The organism is Rhizobium sp. BK650 (assembly GCF_014195325.1).
Taxonomy (GTDB): Bacteria; Pseudomonadota; Alphaproteobacteria; order Rhizobiales; family Rhizobiaceae; genus Rhizobium.
Window position 1 is genome coordinate 108,200 of record NZ_JACIBK010000009.1, and the last position, 15,883, is coordinate 124,082.

The window sequence follows — 15,883 nt, forward strand, 5'->3', positions numbered from 1 at the left end:
TTACTCCGCAGCCTGCCGCAGTGGGGTAAAACCGATCTGTCGTCGCTGCGGGCTTTCCTGCCTCAGCGTCCGCAGCATCTCCTCGTATTCCTGTTCCATTTCCGGTGTGACTGACGGGCGGACTTCCTGGAGAGCCTTGGAAAAATCCTCTTTGGTCACAGTGGAAGCGTCGAGCGATCGGCGCAGCGCAATGAGACCAGCGCGACGTGTCAAGTCCTCAAGGTCGGCCCCTGTAAAGCGCAGGGTCTGTTCGGCGAGTTCCTCGAGATCGATATTTTTCGCCAATGGCATCTTCTTCGTATGAATACCGAGGATTTTCAGCCGCGCCTTCGTATCAGGGACCGGAACGTAGACCAATTCGTCAAAACGGCCTGGTCTCAGAAGCGCAGGATCGAGGAGGTTTGGCCGGTTGGTCGCCGCCATGACAACGACACCCTGCATGTCTTCCAGGCCATCCATTTCTGCCAGAAGCGTGTTGACCACGCGTTCCGTCACCGCCGGCTCACCCAAGCCTCCGCCGCGGGCCGGAGCAAGCGAGTCGATCTCGTCGATAAAGATAACCGTTGGGGCGACCTGCCTGGCGCGTTCGAAAAGCCGCGAAACCTGCTGTTCGGATTCGCCATACCATTTCGACAAGAGATCGGATGACTTCGTCGCCACGAAATTCGCTTCCGCCTCGCGCGCCACGGCTTTTGCCAAAAGTGTCTTGCCCGTTCCAGGAGGCCCGAAGAGCAGGAAACCCTTGGCCGGACGAATGCCCATGCGCTTGAAGGACTGCGGCGCACGCAGCGGCAGCTCCACCCCCTCCTTCAGTTTCGTCTGCGCCTCGTCCAGTCCGCCGACGTCGTCCCAGCGCACGTTCGGTGCCTGGATCATGATCTCACGCAAGGCCGATGGCTGGATACGCTTCATCGCCGACAGGAAGTCATCTTGTGAAACCGTCAGTTTCTCCAGAACCTCACTCGGAATGCCTTCCCGAAGATTGATATCGGGCAGTACGCGCCGCAACGCATCCATGGCGGCTTCGCGAACGAGCGCCCCGAGATCCGCGCCGACGAATCCGTAGGTCGTTCTGGCGATTTCGTCGAGATCGGTATCTTCCGCAAGCGGCATGCCGCGGGTGTGAATGGCGAGGACTTCGCGCCGTCCATTTTGGTCTGGAACGCCGATAACGATCTCGCGATCGAAACGTCCTGGACGCCGCAGCGCTTCGTCGATCGCATCGCGCCTGTTGGTCGCACCGATGACGACAATATTCTGCCGGGGCTCCAGCCCATCCATCAATGTCAAAAGCTGGGCAACGATACGCCGTTCGACCTCCCCTGTGACCTGTTCACGCTTCGGTGCGATGGAATCGATCTCGTCGATGAAGATAATCGAAGGAGCGTTCTGCGAGGCTTCCTGGAAGACCTGCCTCAGCCGTTCCTCGGACTCGCCGTAGCGGCTTCCCATGATTTCCGGTCCGGCGATATGGTAGAAGTTGGCCTCCGTCTCGTTCGCCACCGCCCGGGCAAGAAGGGTCTTGCCGGTTCCTGGAGGGCCGTAGAGCAAAACACCCTTCGGCGGGTCGATGCCGAGGCGCTGAAACAGCTCCGGATGGCGCAGGGGAAGCTCCACCATCTCGCGAACCTGTTCGACGGACGAGCCGAGACCGCCAATATCGTCATAGGTGACGTCCGCGCGTCGGGCTTCCTTCGGCTCCTCGAACTGCGGACGCAGTTCGACTGCGGTCTGCTCTGTCATCTGGACGATGCCGCGAGGCTGCGTCGAGACGACAACGAGCCTGATTTCCTGCAGACCGTAAGCTGGAAGACTGAACCGCGGGTCCCTTATCCGTTGCTGCACCGAGGTCGACACGACGTCGCCCGCAACCATCGGCATCTGGAGGAAAGTTCGCTGCAGAGCCTCACCCGATCCCTGCAGCACCAAATTCTTCTGCGCCGGCGCCAGAACAACCTTTGTCGCCGGACGCGCCTCGGCTTTGCGGATTTCGATATGGTCTCCGCTCGTCACTCCGGCATTTACACGTTGCAGGCCGTCCAGGCGCACGATGTTCAGCCCTTCGTCATCGGGATAAGGGCGCATGGCGACCGCAGCCGTATGACGCTTGCCGATAAGTTCGATAAGGTCGCCCTCTCGAATACCAAGCTTGCCCATCGCGCTCGAAGACAGCCGCGCAATGCTTGTTCCCGCATCCTGCGGTCTCATGTTTGCCACTTGCAATGTGAGTATCTGGTCATCTGGGACGGACATGGAACCTCCATAAAGTCGAGAACTGAAACGCGTAAGCATCGCCACCGGAGGCTTACTACGTCCGATCGCCTATTGGAAAGTGGATCAAAGTATAGGGCGTTGATGCCGGTTTTCGAGCCGCGGCGTCGACGAGGTTAATGTGCGAGGTCGCTGCGATCATAAACGACGCAGCGTGGCGGCGACGCCAGCGGGGTGGCCCTCGAAGGAGGACCACCTATTCGACGTCGTCAGCGTACGGATTTGAAAGCGGCTCTCACTTCCTCGGCGAAGAGCTGTGGCTGCTCCCAGGCGGCAAAATGTCCGCCCTTTTCGACCTGATGATAATAAGTCAGCGAGGGATAGGCCTGTTTGGCCCAGGTTTCCGGCGCCTGGTAGATCTCCTTCGGGAATACCGTGATGCCAACAGGGATCTTTATTTCCTTCGTCTTCTGCGCTTCGGCACTGAAGTTGTTATTGTTGTTTTCCCAATAGAACCTCGATGACGATGCGCCGGTATTCGTCAACCAGTAGAGTGTGATGTCATCAAGCATTTCGTCCTTGGAGAAAACACGCTCCGGAACGCCGCCGCTGTCGCTCCACTGCGCAAATTTCTCGTAGATCCAGGACGCCAGGCCAGCCGGCGAGTCGGCAAGCGAATAGCCGATCGTCTGCGGTCGGGTCACCATTATGGCGCCATAGGCAGCGTTTCGTCCGAAGAAGGTGCTCAGGGAATTATAGGCTTCCCGCTCCGGCGACGACAGGCTCGCAGGGGCCGGGTCCCCGCTGTTGATAGCCTTCATGAGGTCGCCCGGCACCGTCGCGGGCATATTGAGGTGGATTGCCAGCAGACCCTTCGGTGCCTGGCGCGCCAACGCGTCTGAGATCACCGAACCATGATCGCCGCCCTGGGAAACATAGTGGTCATAACCGAGCCGTTTCATCAGGACATCCCAGGCACGGGCAACCCGGTCGGGCCCCCAGCCCTGATCGGCCGGCTTTCCGGAAAATCCGTAGCCTGGTATCGAGGGAATGACGACGTCGAACGCATCTTCCGGCTGGCCGCCATATGCAGTCGGATCCGTGAGAGGGCCTATGGTCTTGATGAATTCAAATATCGACCCCGGCCAGCCATGAGTCAGAATGATCGGGAGAGCGTTGGGATGGCGCGAACGAACATGGATGAACTGGATGTCGACACCATCGATCGTCGTGACGAACTCCGGGAGTGCATTGAGTTGCGCCTCGGTCTTGCGCCAGTCGTACTCGGTACCCCAGTAACGAACCAGATCCTGAACGCGTGACAATTGAATACCCTGGGAGTCGTCGCCGACTGTCTCCTTGTCCGGCCATCGGGTGTCGGCGATGCGCCTGCGCAGGTCGTCAAGCTGCGACTGCGGAACGTGGATCTGGAACGGGCGGACGCTCTCGTCCGCACTCGCCGCCGTCGTGGAAACATTCGATGCAAGATCGGCGGCATGGGCCGGTCGTGCATAGATTACCGGTACGAGCAACAGCGAGCCAAACGCCATAGCGATTGCTCGCTCGGAAACACTACGCCGAATTGAAATATTGTCGGCCTTGGCCATGAAAAATTCTCCTTCAATTGCTGCCACATTCGCGGCGCCTGTTAACGAGGAGCGATTTCAAGGATCAACGTGTCCTAGATATTTCGAAAATCGGCTGAAATGTATCAGCGTGTACCGCAAACGCAGGTTGGAGATCCCATTGAAAGATCAAACGGTGCAGGAGAGATTGGAGCGCCATTGGCAGGCGTCGGACGCGAGCGATTTCGATGCCGAACACGAAATCTATCACGAAGACGCCTTACTGGATTATCCGCAATCAGGAGAGCGGATTCGCGGTCGTCATAATATTCGGCAAAGCCGGTTCGTTCAGCCAAACAAGAAACGGTTCACCGTCCGACGAATTGTCGGAAGCGGCGATCTTTGGGTCACCGAATTTACACTCGCCTACGACGACGTACCCTCGTACGCCGTCAGCATCATGGAATTTCGCGACGGGCTGGTGGCCCATGAAACGCAATATTTTACAAATGGATTCGAACCAGCGCCGTCACGAGTACATCTTACCGAGCGGATGACGAAATAGTCTTATCCCGATAGTGTCGAAGCCCATGCGCCGAGAACTGTCGGGAATCACAATTCGTCCGCGATCGCCGAGAACTCACCGACGGCGAAGACCCAGTGCTCCCCGTGCGGCTTCCACAACTGCGTCGGTGGTGATGTCGAATTTCCTGTAGACATCGTCGATCTTGCCGGACGCGCCGAAGCCGTGCATGCCGACGAACCGGCCATCGAGGCCGAGATATCGGTCCCAGCTATCTTGAACGGCTGCCTCCACCGCGACCCGCGCGGTTCCGTCTCCGAGAACCTCACGCTTATAATCCGGTGCCTGCGCCTCAAACAGCAGCCGGCACGGCATGGAGACGACCGCGGTCGGAACGCCTTGCGCCTGAAGCCTCGCCCTTGCTTCGACAGCAAGGTGCAATTCCGATCCCGTCGACATGATGGTCAATTCGCGCGCGCCACCTTCAGCCTCGAGCAGAACATATCCGCCCTTTGCCGACAGGTTGAGAGGGCCGGGCTGCTTCCTCAGAAGCGGCATGGGCTGGCGGGACAGAGCGATCAGGGCGGCCTGGCGCGGGGCCTCGAGAATGGCCTGCCAGCATTCCGCCGTCTCGATCGGGTCGCCCGGACGGAACACGGCAAGGCCCGGAATGACGCGCAGCGCCGTCAGATGCTCGACAGGCTGATGCGTCGGTCCATCTTCGCCGAGACCAATCGAATCATGCGTCATCACGAAGATCGACCGCACCGCCATCATTGCCGCAAGCCGGATGGACGGACGGGCATAGTCGGAAAAGGTCAGGAAGGTGCCGCCGTAAGGGATCAGCCCGCCATGAAGGGCGATTCCGTTGATGGCCGCAGCCATTCCATGCTCCCTCACCCCGTAATGGACATAGGATCCATTATATTGGCCCGGCGCAATCTCGACCATGGATTTGGCTTTCGTATTGTTCGATGGTGTGAGGTCCGCCGATCCGCCGAGAAGCTCTGGCAGGGCTTCGGCGAGGTGGTTGAGAACAACCCCGCTCGCCTGTCTGGTCGCCAGATCCTTGTCGGCAGACAGAAGCTCCTGTTTTGCTGCTTCTATTGCGCTGGTCCAGCCAGACGGTAGCTCGCCCTTCATCCGACGTTCGAAGTCAGCGCGAACATCAGCCTTCGCCGTCTGGACCCGAACCGCCCAGGCCATCCGGGCGTTGCGCCCCTTGGATCCGATCTTCCTCCAGTCTGCCAGGAGCTCGGACGGGATCTCGAAGGCTGGCGCGCTCCAGCCGAGAATTTTGCGAGCGCCGGCAATCTCCTCCTCTCCGGGCGCATCGCTATGGGCTTTCTGCGTACCGGCGCGGGTCGGAAAGCCGAAGCCGATAATTGTCTTGCAGGCGATCAATGAGGGCCGATCGGTGACCCGCTGTGCTTCGACGATCGCGTTGCGGATGGCGTCCGTATCATGTCCGTCTATCTCCTGCACATGCCAGTTCGATGCACGGAAACGCGCCGGCTGATCGTCGGACTCAGCGAGGCTTGTCGCCCCGTCTATCGATATCGAATTGTTGTCCCAGAACGCGATCAGCTTTCCGAGCTTCAAGTGACCGGCGAGCGATATGGCCTCCTGGCTGATGCCTTCCATCAGGCATCCGTCGCCGAGGAACACATAGGTAAAGTGGTTGGACAGATCGTCGCCGAACCTGGCGTTCATGATACGCTCTGCAAGCGCCAAGCCGACCGAGTTGGCAATGCCCTGTCCTAGTGGACCCGTCGTCGTCTCGATCCCTGTGGCATGGCGATATTCGGGATGGCCTGCCGTCCTGCTGTCGACTTGACGAAAGTTCTTGATCTGGTCGATCGTCATATCCTGATAGCCGGTCAGGAAGAGCAGGCTGTAAAGCAGCATCGAGCCGTGCCCATTGGAGATCAGGAAACGGTCCCGATCAAACCAGTAGGGGTCTTCGGCATCGAATTTCAGGAATTCGGAAAAGAGCACGACAGCAATGTCGGCCATGCCCATCGGCATGCCGGGGTGCCCGCTCTTGGCCTTCTCGACAGCATCCATCGAGAGGAATCGGATGCAATTGGCCATGTCGCGAAGGTGCTGATCGCGGGGCGCCGGTACGGATTTCACGGATTCCGTCATGATCGTTTCCTCGGGTCTGATGAAAGGACAAACCGAAGATAGCGCTCGATGCGAACTGGGCTACTGCGACATCTCGAAATATGGCCGCAGACGTCACCTGCACGTGGTCAAATGAGCCTCCAGGCCTCATTCAGCATCCTGTCGAGACATGCGCGCCCCTTGCCGATCGCAGCAATCGACAACGGGTTGGGAATGCCTGGATACAGTTGCAATCAGCCTGGCTGCAGTCGCCAGGTCCGGATTTCAAACGGCATGATGTCGGCAGGGCCTGCACGTTCAATCGGCTCTTCAAGGATGTTCAGCGGTTCCGAAGACTTCCACCCGGATGGCAGGGCAAGCGAAAGCTGCCCGCGGCGGCCTGCCGGCTCGTAAAGCCGCAGGATAAGGCCCTCTCCATCCTCCGCCGGTTTCAGCCCCGAAAAGGCGACCGGGATGCCCTTCACGCCGAGTGGCGATAGCGTGCCCGCCGAAAGCCGGCTTGCCTCGGTGGTAACGAGCGGCTGATTGAGATCGATCGCTTCCTCAAGAACATCGCCTTCATGCCAGGCGCCTTCATGCGGCATCAGCGCATAGGTAAAACTCTGCTCGCCTTCGTCGGCAAGCGGATCGGGGTAGATCGGGGAACGCACGAGGCTCATGCCGATGACATTGCCACGCGCACTATGCCCGTATTTCGCATTGTTGAGCAGAGCAACGCCAAAGCCGGGTTCGCTGAGATCAACGAACCGGTGCGCCGCGGCTTCAAACATCGCCTGCTCCCACGAGGTGTTCGTGTGCGTCTGCCGCTCGACGACGCCGTAGGCGCATTCGAAGGTGGCGGTACGGGACCGCACGGCAACCGGATTCAACGTCCTCAAGAGAGTACGCCGGTCATGCCAGTCGATCGTCGTCTCGATATCGAGCCGGCGCGCGTTGGCGCTCAGCGCATAAAGTTGGGTAACGGTCGAATTCCGGTATCGATGAACGACGCGGATCGCGGCGCGATGCGGCCCCTGTTCGACGAGGGCAATGCTCTCCGGCGCCTCGAGGCGGACAGCTTTTTCGGCATAGTCGGCATCGACATCCCAGGCATCCCAATTGCGCGGCTTGTCGGCAGGATAAACCCAGAGCTGATTTGCTGAACCCTCGATAGCCTCCCTGCCCGTTGCCTTGTGAACAAGGCTCGAAACGGCGCCATCCTTACCGATGACGACAGATAGGTGTTCGTTTTCAAGACTCTGCGCATCGGCTTTCAGCACGCCGGCGGGCTTCAGGGCATTGCGATCGAAGACAGCGACGGAAAGAGGCGCCACGGGATCGGCAGATGCGAGGACCGTCCCATCGGAAAGCGTCACCGTGAGTGGCCGCGGCGCAAGCGATGGGTTGACGACAACCAGCGCATCCGTCACGCCGCCCGCCGGAAGATGAGCCGATAATCTCTTCAGAGCCTCGGCCTGCTGCGCCTTGGCATTACCGATGACGCCGTCGAGCTCCTGTTCTGCATCGATATAGACCTCGCGGATGCTCGAGCCCGGCAGGATGTCATGGAACTCGTTCTTCAGGACGACCCGCCAATCCGCTTCCAGGCTTTCCGGCTTGCCGGCACCCATCAGATGCGCAAGTGAAGCGATCGTCTCCGCCGTAATCAGTGCCCGCTCGGCCTGGCGGTGCTTGCGCTTGACGCCGCTTTGAGACGTCAGGGTCGCACGGTGTAGTTCGAGATAGATTTCACCGTCCCATACCGGAAGCTCTTTTTCCTCCGCGGTACGGTGGGCCTTTTCATAAAAGCCCTTCACTGTGCCCCAACGTGCCTTGGGGATCGCCGGGAAATCGCGCAACTGTACCTCGCGTTCGACCATTTCCGGTGTCACGCCGCCACCGCCATCGCCGTAACCGACTGCGAGCAGCGATGTGTCGTGCTGCGTCTTGCCGCGGAAATTCTTCCAGGTCGGCACGAAGCAATCCGGTTGCACAAAACCGTTGTAGCCTTGCATCGGATTGTCGAATGTATGGGTCAGCACCTTGCTTCCATCCAGCCCCCTCCACCAGAAAAGATCGGATGGGATGTGATTTGTCTCGCTCCAGTTCACCTTGATGGTGAAGAAACTGTCGATCCCGCCGAGCTTCAAAATCTGCGGCAAGGCACCCGAAAAGCCGAAGCAATCCGGCAGCCAGCAAACCGTGTGGCGCAGGCCGAAATGTTTTTCGAAATAGCGCTGCCCGTAGAGCACCTGCCGCGCAAGGCTTTCCCCGGTCGGCATATTAGTGTCAGGCTCGACCCACATGCCGCCGACGGTTTCCCACTTGCCCTCGGCGACCTTCTTCTTGATGCGTTCGAGAAGCTCGGGATCGTCCTCTTCCATCTGCGCATAATAATGGGCGGTCGATTGATTGAAGCGGAAGTCGTCCGACCTCTCCATCAAAGACAGAGCAGTATGGAAGGTGCGGCGCATCTTCCGTCGCGTTTCACGATAGGGCCAGAGCCAGGCAAGATCGATATGAGCATGGCCGGTAAGCAGCAACTCGCCATTCGGCGGAAAACGCTTCTGAAGCTCCTTCAGTCGAACGATCAGCTGATCATAGGCTTGAGCAGCCGAGGCGCTCTGCGCTTCAGTCAAGCCGGCGGGATTTTCCTGAAGTTCCGGCAGTTCCCAGATTTTTTGCTGCATGACCGCGCCGGATGTGCGCGAAATATAACGTAAGGTGTCCGACGGCCAGTCGAGGCCGCGCAACGCCTGTTCGGCCGCATCGATCAGATGTGGCACGACTTCATGGCTTTCGAGTACGGCGGCGGCCTCGCCGATCTGCCGCAACAGGAGGTGCAATTCGTGGACGCGCTCATCCAGCCAGATCAGTCGCGCCTTGTTGAGCCGCGGCGCCCGGTTGGGTTCGCCGAAGGGAAAGCGGGCAACGCTTTCGGTCGTAATCGAGAATTCTCTGTCTTTCAGCGGGAATTCCTGGTGGTAGGGGTCGAGCCCGAATGTCTCTGTCTGGCCGCCGGAATAGCGCAATGTGATCAAGCTTTCGCCGCCGAGATCGAGCTGCAGCCGAACCTCCTCGATCGGCCAGTCGCTCGGCACCTTCGCCGATGCCGCAAAACGGACCGTACCGTTTCGGTGCGGCCAGTCCTGATGATGAGCGATCGGCTCGCCGTCAAAGGTCCAGCCGTCGACCAGAGTGCTTTGCCTGTCGCGCCAGTGGGTGAGCTCGGCGGTACGGACCTTCAGACGGTCGAGGCGTTGGGCGATGGTGAGAGACATGGCAGGTCCTATCGGAAAACAAGCAAACTGACGGGCGGGGAGAAAATAGGCGCGCAATAGGCCGCAGGCACCGCCCCCTCTCCTCCAACCGGGGCGCATGTCATCCTTAGATTAAGTAACTTTGTTTTGCAGTCAAGCGCGCAGACGCCTCGTATCATCCGTGGGCGCTAATTTAGATAGGCGATCGCACCGGCCTGCGGTAGAATGGCGCCAAAGTCGCCAATTCCAGCCCGGTCATGGCGGTGGCAAATCGATGAGACAGAGATTAGCAGCAGTCCTAGCGGCCGACATGGCAGGCTATAGCCGACTGATGGAAGCGGACGAAGCAGGCACGCTCGCCCGCCTCAGAACGCACCGGATAGAGTTGATCGATCCTGCCATCGCCAAGAACGAGGGCCGCATCATCAAGACGACGGGCGACGGCATGCTGGTGGAATTCCAAAGCGTGACCGACGCTGTGAGATGCGCCTTGGAAATCCAGCAGCGCATGAAGCGGCGCAATTCCGACGTGCCGCAGGATCGACGGATCGAATTCCGGATCGGCATCAATGTCGGCGATATCATTTTCGACGACGATGACATTTTCGGCGATGGTGTGAATATTGCCGCGCGCGTCGAACAACTGGCCGATGTCGGAGGCATCTGCATCACAGCCGCAGTGGCGACGCAAATTGCCGACCGCCTCGAAGTGGCTATCGAGGACCTTGGCGAGAAGGCACTGAAGAATATCAGCCGTCCGGTTCACCTTTACCGGGTGGGGGTGGACGACACCGTCCTGGCGCCCACGGCGGATGCCGCGGACGGCAAGCGGTCCGCTTCCAAACCCACGATCGTCGTTCTGCCCTTCAATAACATGAGCGGCGATCCCGAGCAGGAGTTCTTTGCGGACGGCCTGACTGAGGATATCCTTACCGAACTGTCGCGCCGCCACGAACTCTTCGTCATCTCGCGCAACTCCAGCTTCGTCTACAAGAACCAACCCGTCAATGTGCGCGAGGTGGCCGACAAGCTCGGCGCGCAGTACCTGGTCGAAGGCAGCGTACGGAAAATCGGCGACAGGGTGCGTGTCACGGTCCAGTTGATCGATGCGGTCAACGATGCCCATGTCTGGGCGGACAAATACGACCGCAAACTCGATGACATTTTCGCCATCCAGGACGAGGTGACCGCCGCGATCGCTGCCACGCTTCCTGGGCGCGTCGAGGCGGCCCAGCGAGACCAACTCGCCCGCACGAAGCCGGCAAACATGGCCGCTTACGAATGCGCGCTCGCGGCCAAGGTGCTGCATCATCGAAGCAGCGCCGCGGACAATGCGCAAGCCCAGGCGCTGATCGACAGGGCCATCAAACTCGACCCTGGCTATGCGCATGCCCATGCCTGGCGGGCTTGTATCCTCGGGCAGGCGTGGGTGAACGACTGGTGCCGTGACAAGGATGCGACCTGGGCGCAAGTAAATTCCGAGCTGGAGCGGGCGCTTGCGCTCGACGACAACGACGCCGACGTGCATCGCATTCTCGCCGCGGTCAGTGTGAACAACAACCAGCTGACGACCGCACGCTATCATCAGGAGCGCGCCCTCTCGCTCAACCCCAATTACGACCTGGTGGTGGTTCAGCAGGGTGAGTTGCTGACCTGGCTCGGCCGCGCGGAAGAAGGCGTCGATTGGATCCGCAAAGCCATGCGGCTCAACCCGCATCATCCGACACGTTTTTGGAGTCACCTCGGAAAGGCCCATTTCACCGCTCGGCAATATGGCGAGGCGATCGAGGCCTTCATGCATCTTTCCGCCATGGACCACGTCCAGCACGCTTTCGTCGCTGCCTGCTATGGCTGGCTCGCCGACGATATAGCCGCATCCGCACATATGAAGCAGGTCAAGGTACTTGCGCCCGACTTCGGCATCGAGCCGTTTCTCGCCACGCTGCACTACACTCAAGAATCCGACATCGAGCATATCCGCGAGGGGCTTATCAAGGCGGGTGCCGGCGGGTTCGCCTCAGCGGCCAGCAATCTGGAAAGACGCAGGAACCTTGGCTGAATTTTACATCTCTCGACAATTGGCAGCGCCAGATCCTCGCAACATCGCGATAAGAAAGGCGCCGCTGATCTCAGATAGCATGCCTCTCTGGGTTACGTCCTCGCTTGCTACCGACGCTGTGGTTTCGAGATTCTGCCAAAGCGGGACGAGGACAGCTTACTTCCCGCGATCCATACTTCGCCGCGCCTGCATACCTCGGGCGAAAGAGGACTGACCGAAACGAAGGGGCTATCGCGGATCGGCAAACTATCGTGATATGTCGGCAATATGCCATGGGCACCCTTCAAAATTACCTGTTGAATTCAATGGCCCAATTCGTACCCTCCGCAAGGTGTGTCGGCGCATATCATAGGGAAGACGATCATGCGGTATCTTCGATCCGGGCCGCGGCGACGTCAGCCAGAGGAAACCGCCGTTGCGCGGGGTAAAACAATTGGTTTGCGCTCAGGGGAAATCGCCGACAGGAACATCCGTGTCATTCTGGAGGCGATCCGCCGGCATGGTCCGTTGACCCGCATGGAACTTGGCCAGCACTCCGGGCTTACCGGTCCAGGCATCACCAATATCCTGCGCCGCCTCACCGACGAAGGCCTTATAACGTCACACCGTCGCAATGGCGCAGGCAGCGGCGCAACCGCGACCGAGTTTGCCTTGAGGCCGGATGGCGCGTTCTCGATCGGTATCAAGGTTCGCCGAAGCCGAGGCGAAGCGGTGCTGATCGATCTCAGTGGTCAGGTCCATGATCGCGAATACTTCTCTCTCGAGGCGGCAACACGCGTGGCGTCGATCCTCTCGGTCACTCAGAACATGATCAGCCGGAATGCCGGAATGCCGATCATCGGCCTGGGAATCGGCGCGAACGACTGGAGCGCAGAAGAAAGCAATGAGCTCGGTGCCGCATCGACCCTTCCCGTCAGCCAGGTCGAGTCCGAGTGCACGGCAAGTCTGCTTGCCGAGCGAACCATCGGTGCGCCTGCTCCCGAAGGCGGATTGGCGATGATCATCATCGACGAGGATGTGCAGGCCGGCTTCCTCGTTCGCGGGATTCCCTATTCGGGCGTTCACGGACGTGCTGGCAGCATCGGCGAGATGCTGACCGGTCCTGACAACGTCCGGCTGAACACGGTGGTCGGTTTCGGTGCTTTGCGTGCGCTCGTCGGCGAGGACGAGTTCGAGCGCCTCATAACGGGCGAGGCACCATCTTCCCCGCAATTGACGCAGTGGATCCGTGATGCCGCAAGCCACCTGCTGGACCCGATCATCGCAATGGCCGGCTTCGTCGCGCCCGGCGTCATCATGATCGGCGGCGACCTGCCGCCAAGTGTCATCGAAGCACTGATCCACCAGCTTTCCGTCGAACGACGCGACACATCCAAGCGGCCCTTCCTGACGCCCTGGATTTCGCCGATGAAGCCGGCGAGCTTCAGCGGCGGCGGCGTGGCGCTGGGGGCAGCATTGCTGCCCTTCCTCAACACCTTGCTGCCGCCGGTCTCAAGCTGATGCCGCAACCTCGGCTCAGCCAAGCGCCTCATCTCTGTGGCTGGCATCAGAGGCAAGCGCCTTGTCAAGTACCTTCTGGATATTCGCCGCCCTGCGGAACGACGGTTCCTGCGTCTTGCCTGCCCTGACCGACTGCACGAAGCGCTGGTAATTGGTCTCGACCGGGTCGAAGGGAATATCGCGCCATGTCGCGGTATGAACATCTTCGCCGAGGCAGGCCCGAAGCGTCGACTTTCCGGTATCGTAGATCATCTCGATCGAACCCGTCTCGCCGTAGACCCTGAGACGCAACTGATCCATCTGGCCGGCGGCAGTTCGCGTCGCCTGGATGGTGCCGATAGCTCCGGTTGTGAAGTCGACATTCATCGTGAAGCTGTCATTGGCATCGAGATCATATTCGCCGATCCTGTGGCCTGGCGCCTTGTTGAAGGTTTTCAGCCGCGCGAAAACGTGGGCGACATCAAGCCCCGACCCATAGGACGCGAAGTCGACGATATGGATGCCGATATCGCCGAGCGCCCCGTTCGAGCCATGCTTCCTGCTGAGGCGCCACAGCCATTTGCTCTCGGTTTTCCAATCGCCCCAGTGGCGGCCGACGAGCCAGCTCTGCAGGTGCGATGCCTCGACATGTCTCACCTCGCCGATCTCGCCGGCAAGGACCATCTGCCGGCCTTTCTGCAGAGCCGGAGAATTGCGATAGGTAAAGTTGACCATGCCGACCTTGCCGGCTTTTTCGATGGCATCGGTCATTTCCATCGCCTTGACTGCATCGGTCGCAAGCGGCTTCTCGCAGAAGACATGCTTGCCCGCGGCAATTGCCTGAAGCGTCGTCGCGTGATGAACACGGTCAGGCGTGACATTGGCAACGGCGTCGAACTCGCCCCAGGCTAGCGCTTCCTCGAGCGAACTGAAGTGATTGGGAATGCCGTGCTCCGAGCAAAAGGCCGCCAGCCGCTCCGGCACCACGTCGACACCGCCGACGACGCTTACGCCGTCGATTGCCTTGAAATTTGCCGCATGCTGGTTGGCCATTCCGCCCGTGCCGAGAATGAGTAAGCGCATCTGATCCTCCATAGATGTCAGGTTCGGCTATCCTCGCGTAGCCGGGGCAAAACCTCTCCACGCCATCGCGGATGCCGGAGTGTTCTGATTTTTTATGATCTGGAAGTGCGGTTGCGGTCCGCTAACTTGTATTGATTGTCGCCGGCATCTCAATCCTCCCAATGCTGCGGCTTGACATCAAATCAAAGTAACTTAATCTAATTAATGCAGCATGGAAATGAGGAGAGGTCAACCGACCACCAGGCTGTATCTATTTAAAATGGGGAGGAGACCCATCATGAAGAGAGCGTTCGTCAGCGCGTTAGCGCTGAGTACAATGTTATTTTCAGTGCCTGCCGCATTTGCCCAGGAGCTTGCGACAAAGGACAGGATCGGCGCTGCAGATGCGCCAAAAACCCTCATCGTCCGGCTCACCAACGACAGTCCGAATAATGCCGACCCCAACATCGCAGAGGGTTACCAAAAGCTCTTTGTCGACTTCATCAAGAAGCATCCGGACTGGAAATTGCAGATGCAGTTCATGTCCTCCGACATCGGCACGGAACAGGCCAAGATGCTGGAGCAGGCCAAGGCCGGCAATGCGCCGGATTGCGCCGCCGTCGACTCCTTCGTGCTCTCGCAGTTCATGGTCAACAAGGTGCTGGCGGATTTCACGCCCTATTTCTCGAAGGAAGAAGTCGCCGATCTCTTCCCCTTCATCCGCAGCGGCATCACCGACAAGGATCAGACGATCCGCGCCTGGTGGTGGGATACGGATCTTCGCGTCCTCTACCGCAACAAGTCTGTCGTAGCCGATGCGCCGCAGACCTGGGATGACCTGAAGAAGGCCGCACTTGCCTCCACCAAAGAAGGCATGGAAGGCGTCCTCTTCAACGGCGGGCGCTGGGAAGGCACCACCTTCGACTGGCTGGCGAACTATTGGGCGCTCGGCGGCAAGCTGGTCGACGATTCGGGCAAGCCGGTCTTCGGCGAAGGCGAGAACAAGGAGAAATTCCTGAAGGCGCTGAACTACTTCAAGGATCTTGTCGATTCAGGCGCGGCCCCCAAGCGCGTCACCACCATCGCTAACTACGACGACATGAACGCGGCAGCAGCAGCGGCGACAACCGCGCTCTTCATCGGCGGCAACTGGCAATATGCGCAACTGAAGGCGACGCTCGACGAGAAGGAATTCGACAACTGGACCTTCTCACCGATCCCCGGCCCGACCGCCGATCAGCGTTCCACAGGCACCGGCGGATGGACGATCGCCTCCTTCAGCAAGGACAAAGACAAGGTGGAAATGTGCGCCAATCTTGCCCGCGAGGTCTATATGGGGCCGGCCAATGCGCTGCAGCAGCAACTGCCGACGCGCAAGTCGCTCTTCGACAAGTATGAGGTCTTCTCCACGGAAGCCAACAAGACTTTTGCCAATGCTCTAGTCAACGGTCAGGCCCGCCCCGGCGTGCCGATCTATCCCGAGATCTCCAACCAGATCCAGATCATGATGGGAGACGTGCTTTCGGGAACGAAGAAACCGGAGGAAGCCCTGGATGCCGCGTTCAGCGCAGCGATGGAGGCTTACAAGCGGCTCTGACCGCGGGCACTTCTGACGCCT

Annotated in this window: 9 protein-coding genes; 4 read left to right on the forward strand and 5 right to left on the reverse strand. The window is 59.6% G+C overall.

The genetic code is table 11. From position 1 onward, the window contains the following. Nucleotides 1-2,253: a CDC48 family AAA ATPase gene (locus tag FHX15_RS21215; protein ID WP_184400333.1), complete on the reverse strand. Its 2,253-nt coding sequence runs from the start codon at nucleotides 2,251-2,253 to the stop codon at nucleotides 1-3. Nucleotides 2,254-2,480: 227 nt separating this feature from the next. After that, on the reverse strand, nucleotides 2,481-3,818 hold the full coding sequence (locus FHX15_RS21220) for an epoxide hydrolase family protein (RefSeq protein WP_184400334.1): 1,338 nt from the start codon (nucleotides 3,816-3,818) through the stop codon (nucleotides 2,481-2,483). A gap of 139 nt (nucleotides 3,819-3,957) precedes the next feature. Between FHX15_RS21220 and FHX15_RS21225 the strand changes: the two genes are divergently transcribed. Next, complete coding sequence (locus tag FHX15_RS21225) at nucleotides 3,958-4,341, forward strand: nuclear transport factor 2 family protein (RefSeq protein WP_184400335.1); 384 nt, start codon at nucleotides 3,958-3,960, stop codon at nucleotides 4,339-4,341. A 75-nt stretch (nucleotides 4,342-4,416) separates the two neighbouring features. Here FHX15_RS21225 and tkt read toward each other — a convergent pair whose 3' ends face one another. Together tkt and FHX15_RS21235 are read right to left on the reverse strand one after the other, a co-directional pair. Next, nucleotides 4,417-6,447 (reverse strand): transketolase, encoded by a 2,031-nt coding sequence (gene tkt, locus FHX15_RS21230; RefSeq protein WP_184400336.1) that lies wholly within the window; start codon nucleotides 6,445-6,447, stop codon nucleotides 4,417-4,419. Between the two features lie 212 nt (nucleotides 6,448-6,659). Continuing rightward, nucleotides 6,660-9,686 (reverse strand): glycoside hydrolase family 38 C-terminal domain-containing protein, encoded by a 3,027-nt coding sequence (locus FHX15_RS21235; protein ID WP_184400337.1) that lies wholly within the window; start codon nucleotides 9,684-9,686, stop codon nucleotides 6,660-6,662. A gap of 253 nt (nucleotides 9,687-9,939) precedes the next feature. Between FHX15_RS21235 and FHX15_RS21240 the strand changes: the two genes are divergently transcribed. Together FHX15_RS21240 and FHX15_RS21245 are read left to right on the forward strand one after the other, a co-directional pair. Beyond that, a complete protein-coding gene (locus FHX15_RS21240) occupies nucleotides 9,940-11,724 on the forward strand; it encodes an adenylate/guanylate cyclase domain-containing protein (protein WP_184400338.1) in 1,785 nt (594 codons plus the stop codon). A 363-nt stretch (nucleotides 11,725-12,087) separates the two neighbouring features. Beyond that, nucleotides 12,088-13,224 (forward strand): ROK family transcriptional regulator, encoded by a 1,137-nt coding sequence (locus tag FHX15_RS21245; protein ID WP_184400339.1) that lies wholly within the window; start codon nucleotides 12,088-12,090, stop codon nucleotides 13,222-13,224. A gap of 15 nt (nucleotides 13,225-13,239) precedes the next feature. Here FHX15_RS21245 and FHX15_RS21250 read toward each other — a convergent pair whose 3' ends face one another. Continuing rightward, nucleotides 13,240-14,286, reverse strand: coding sequence for a Gfo/Idh/MocA family protein (locus FHX15_RS21250; protein ID WP_184400340.1), 1,047 nt, complete (start codon nucleotides 14,284-14,286; stop codon nucleotides 13,240-13,242). 277 nt (nucleotides 14,287-14,563) lie between these two features. Here FHX15_RS21250 and FHX15_RS21255 point away from each other — a divergent pair, with 277 nt between their 5' ends. Continuing rightward, nucleotides 14,564-15,862: an ABC transporter substrate-binding protein gene (locus FHX15_RS21255; RefSeq protein ID WP_184400341.1), complete on the forward strand. Its 1,299-nt coding sequence runs from the start codon at nucleotides 14,564-14,566 to the stop codon at nucleotides 15,860-15,862. Nucleotides 15,863-15,883: the final 21 nt, after the last annotated feature.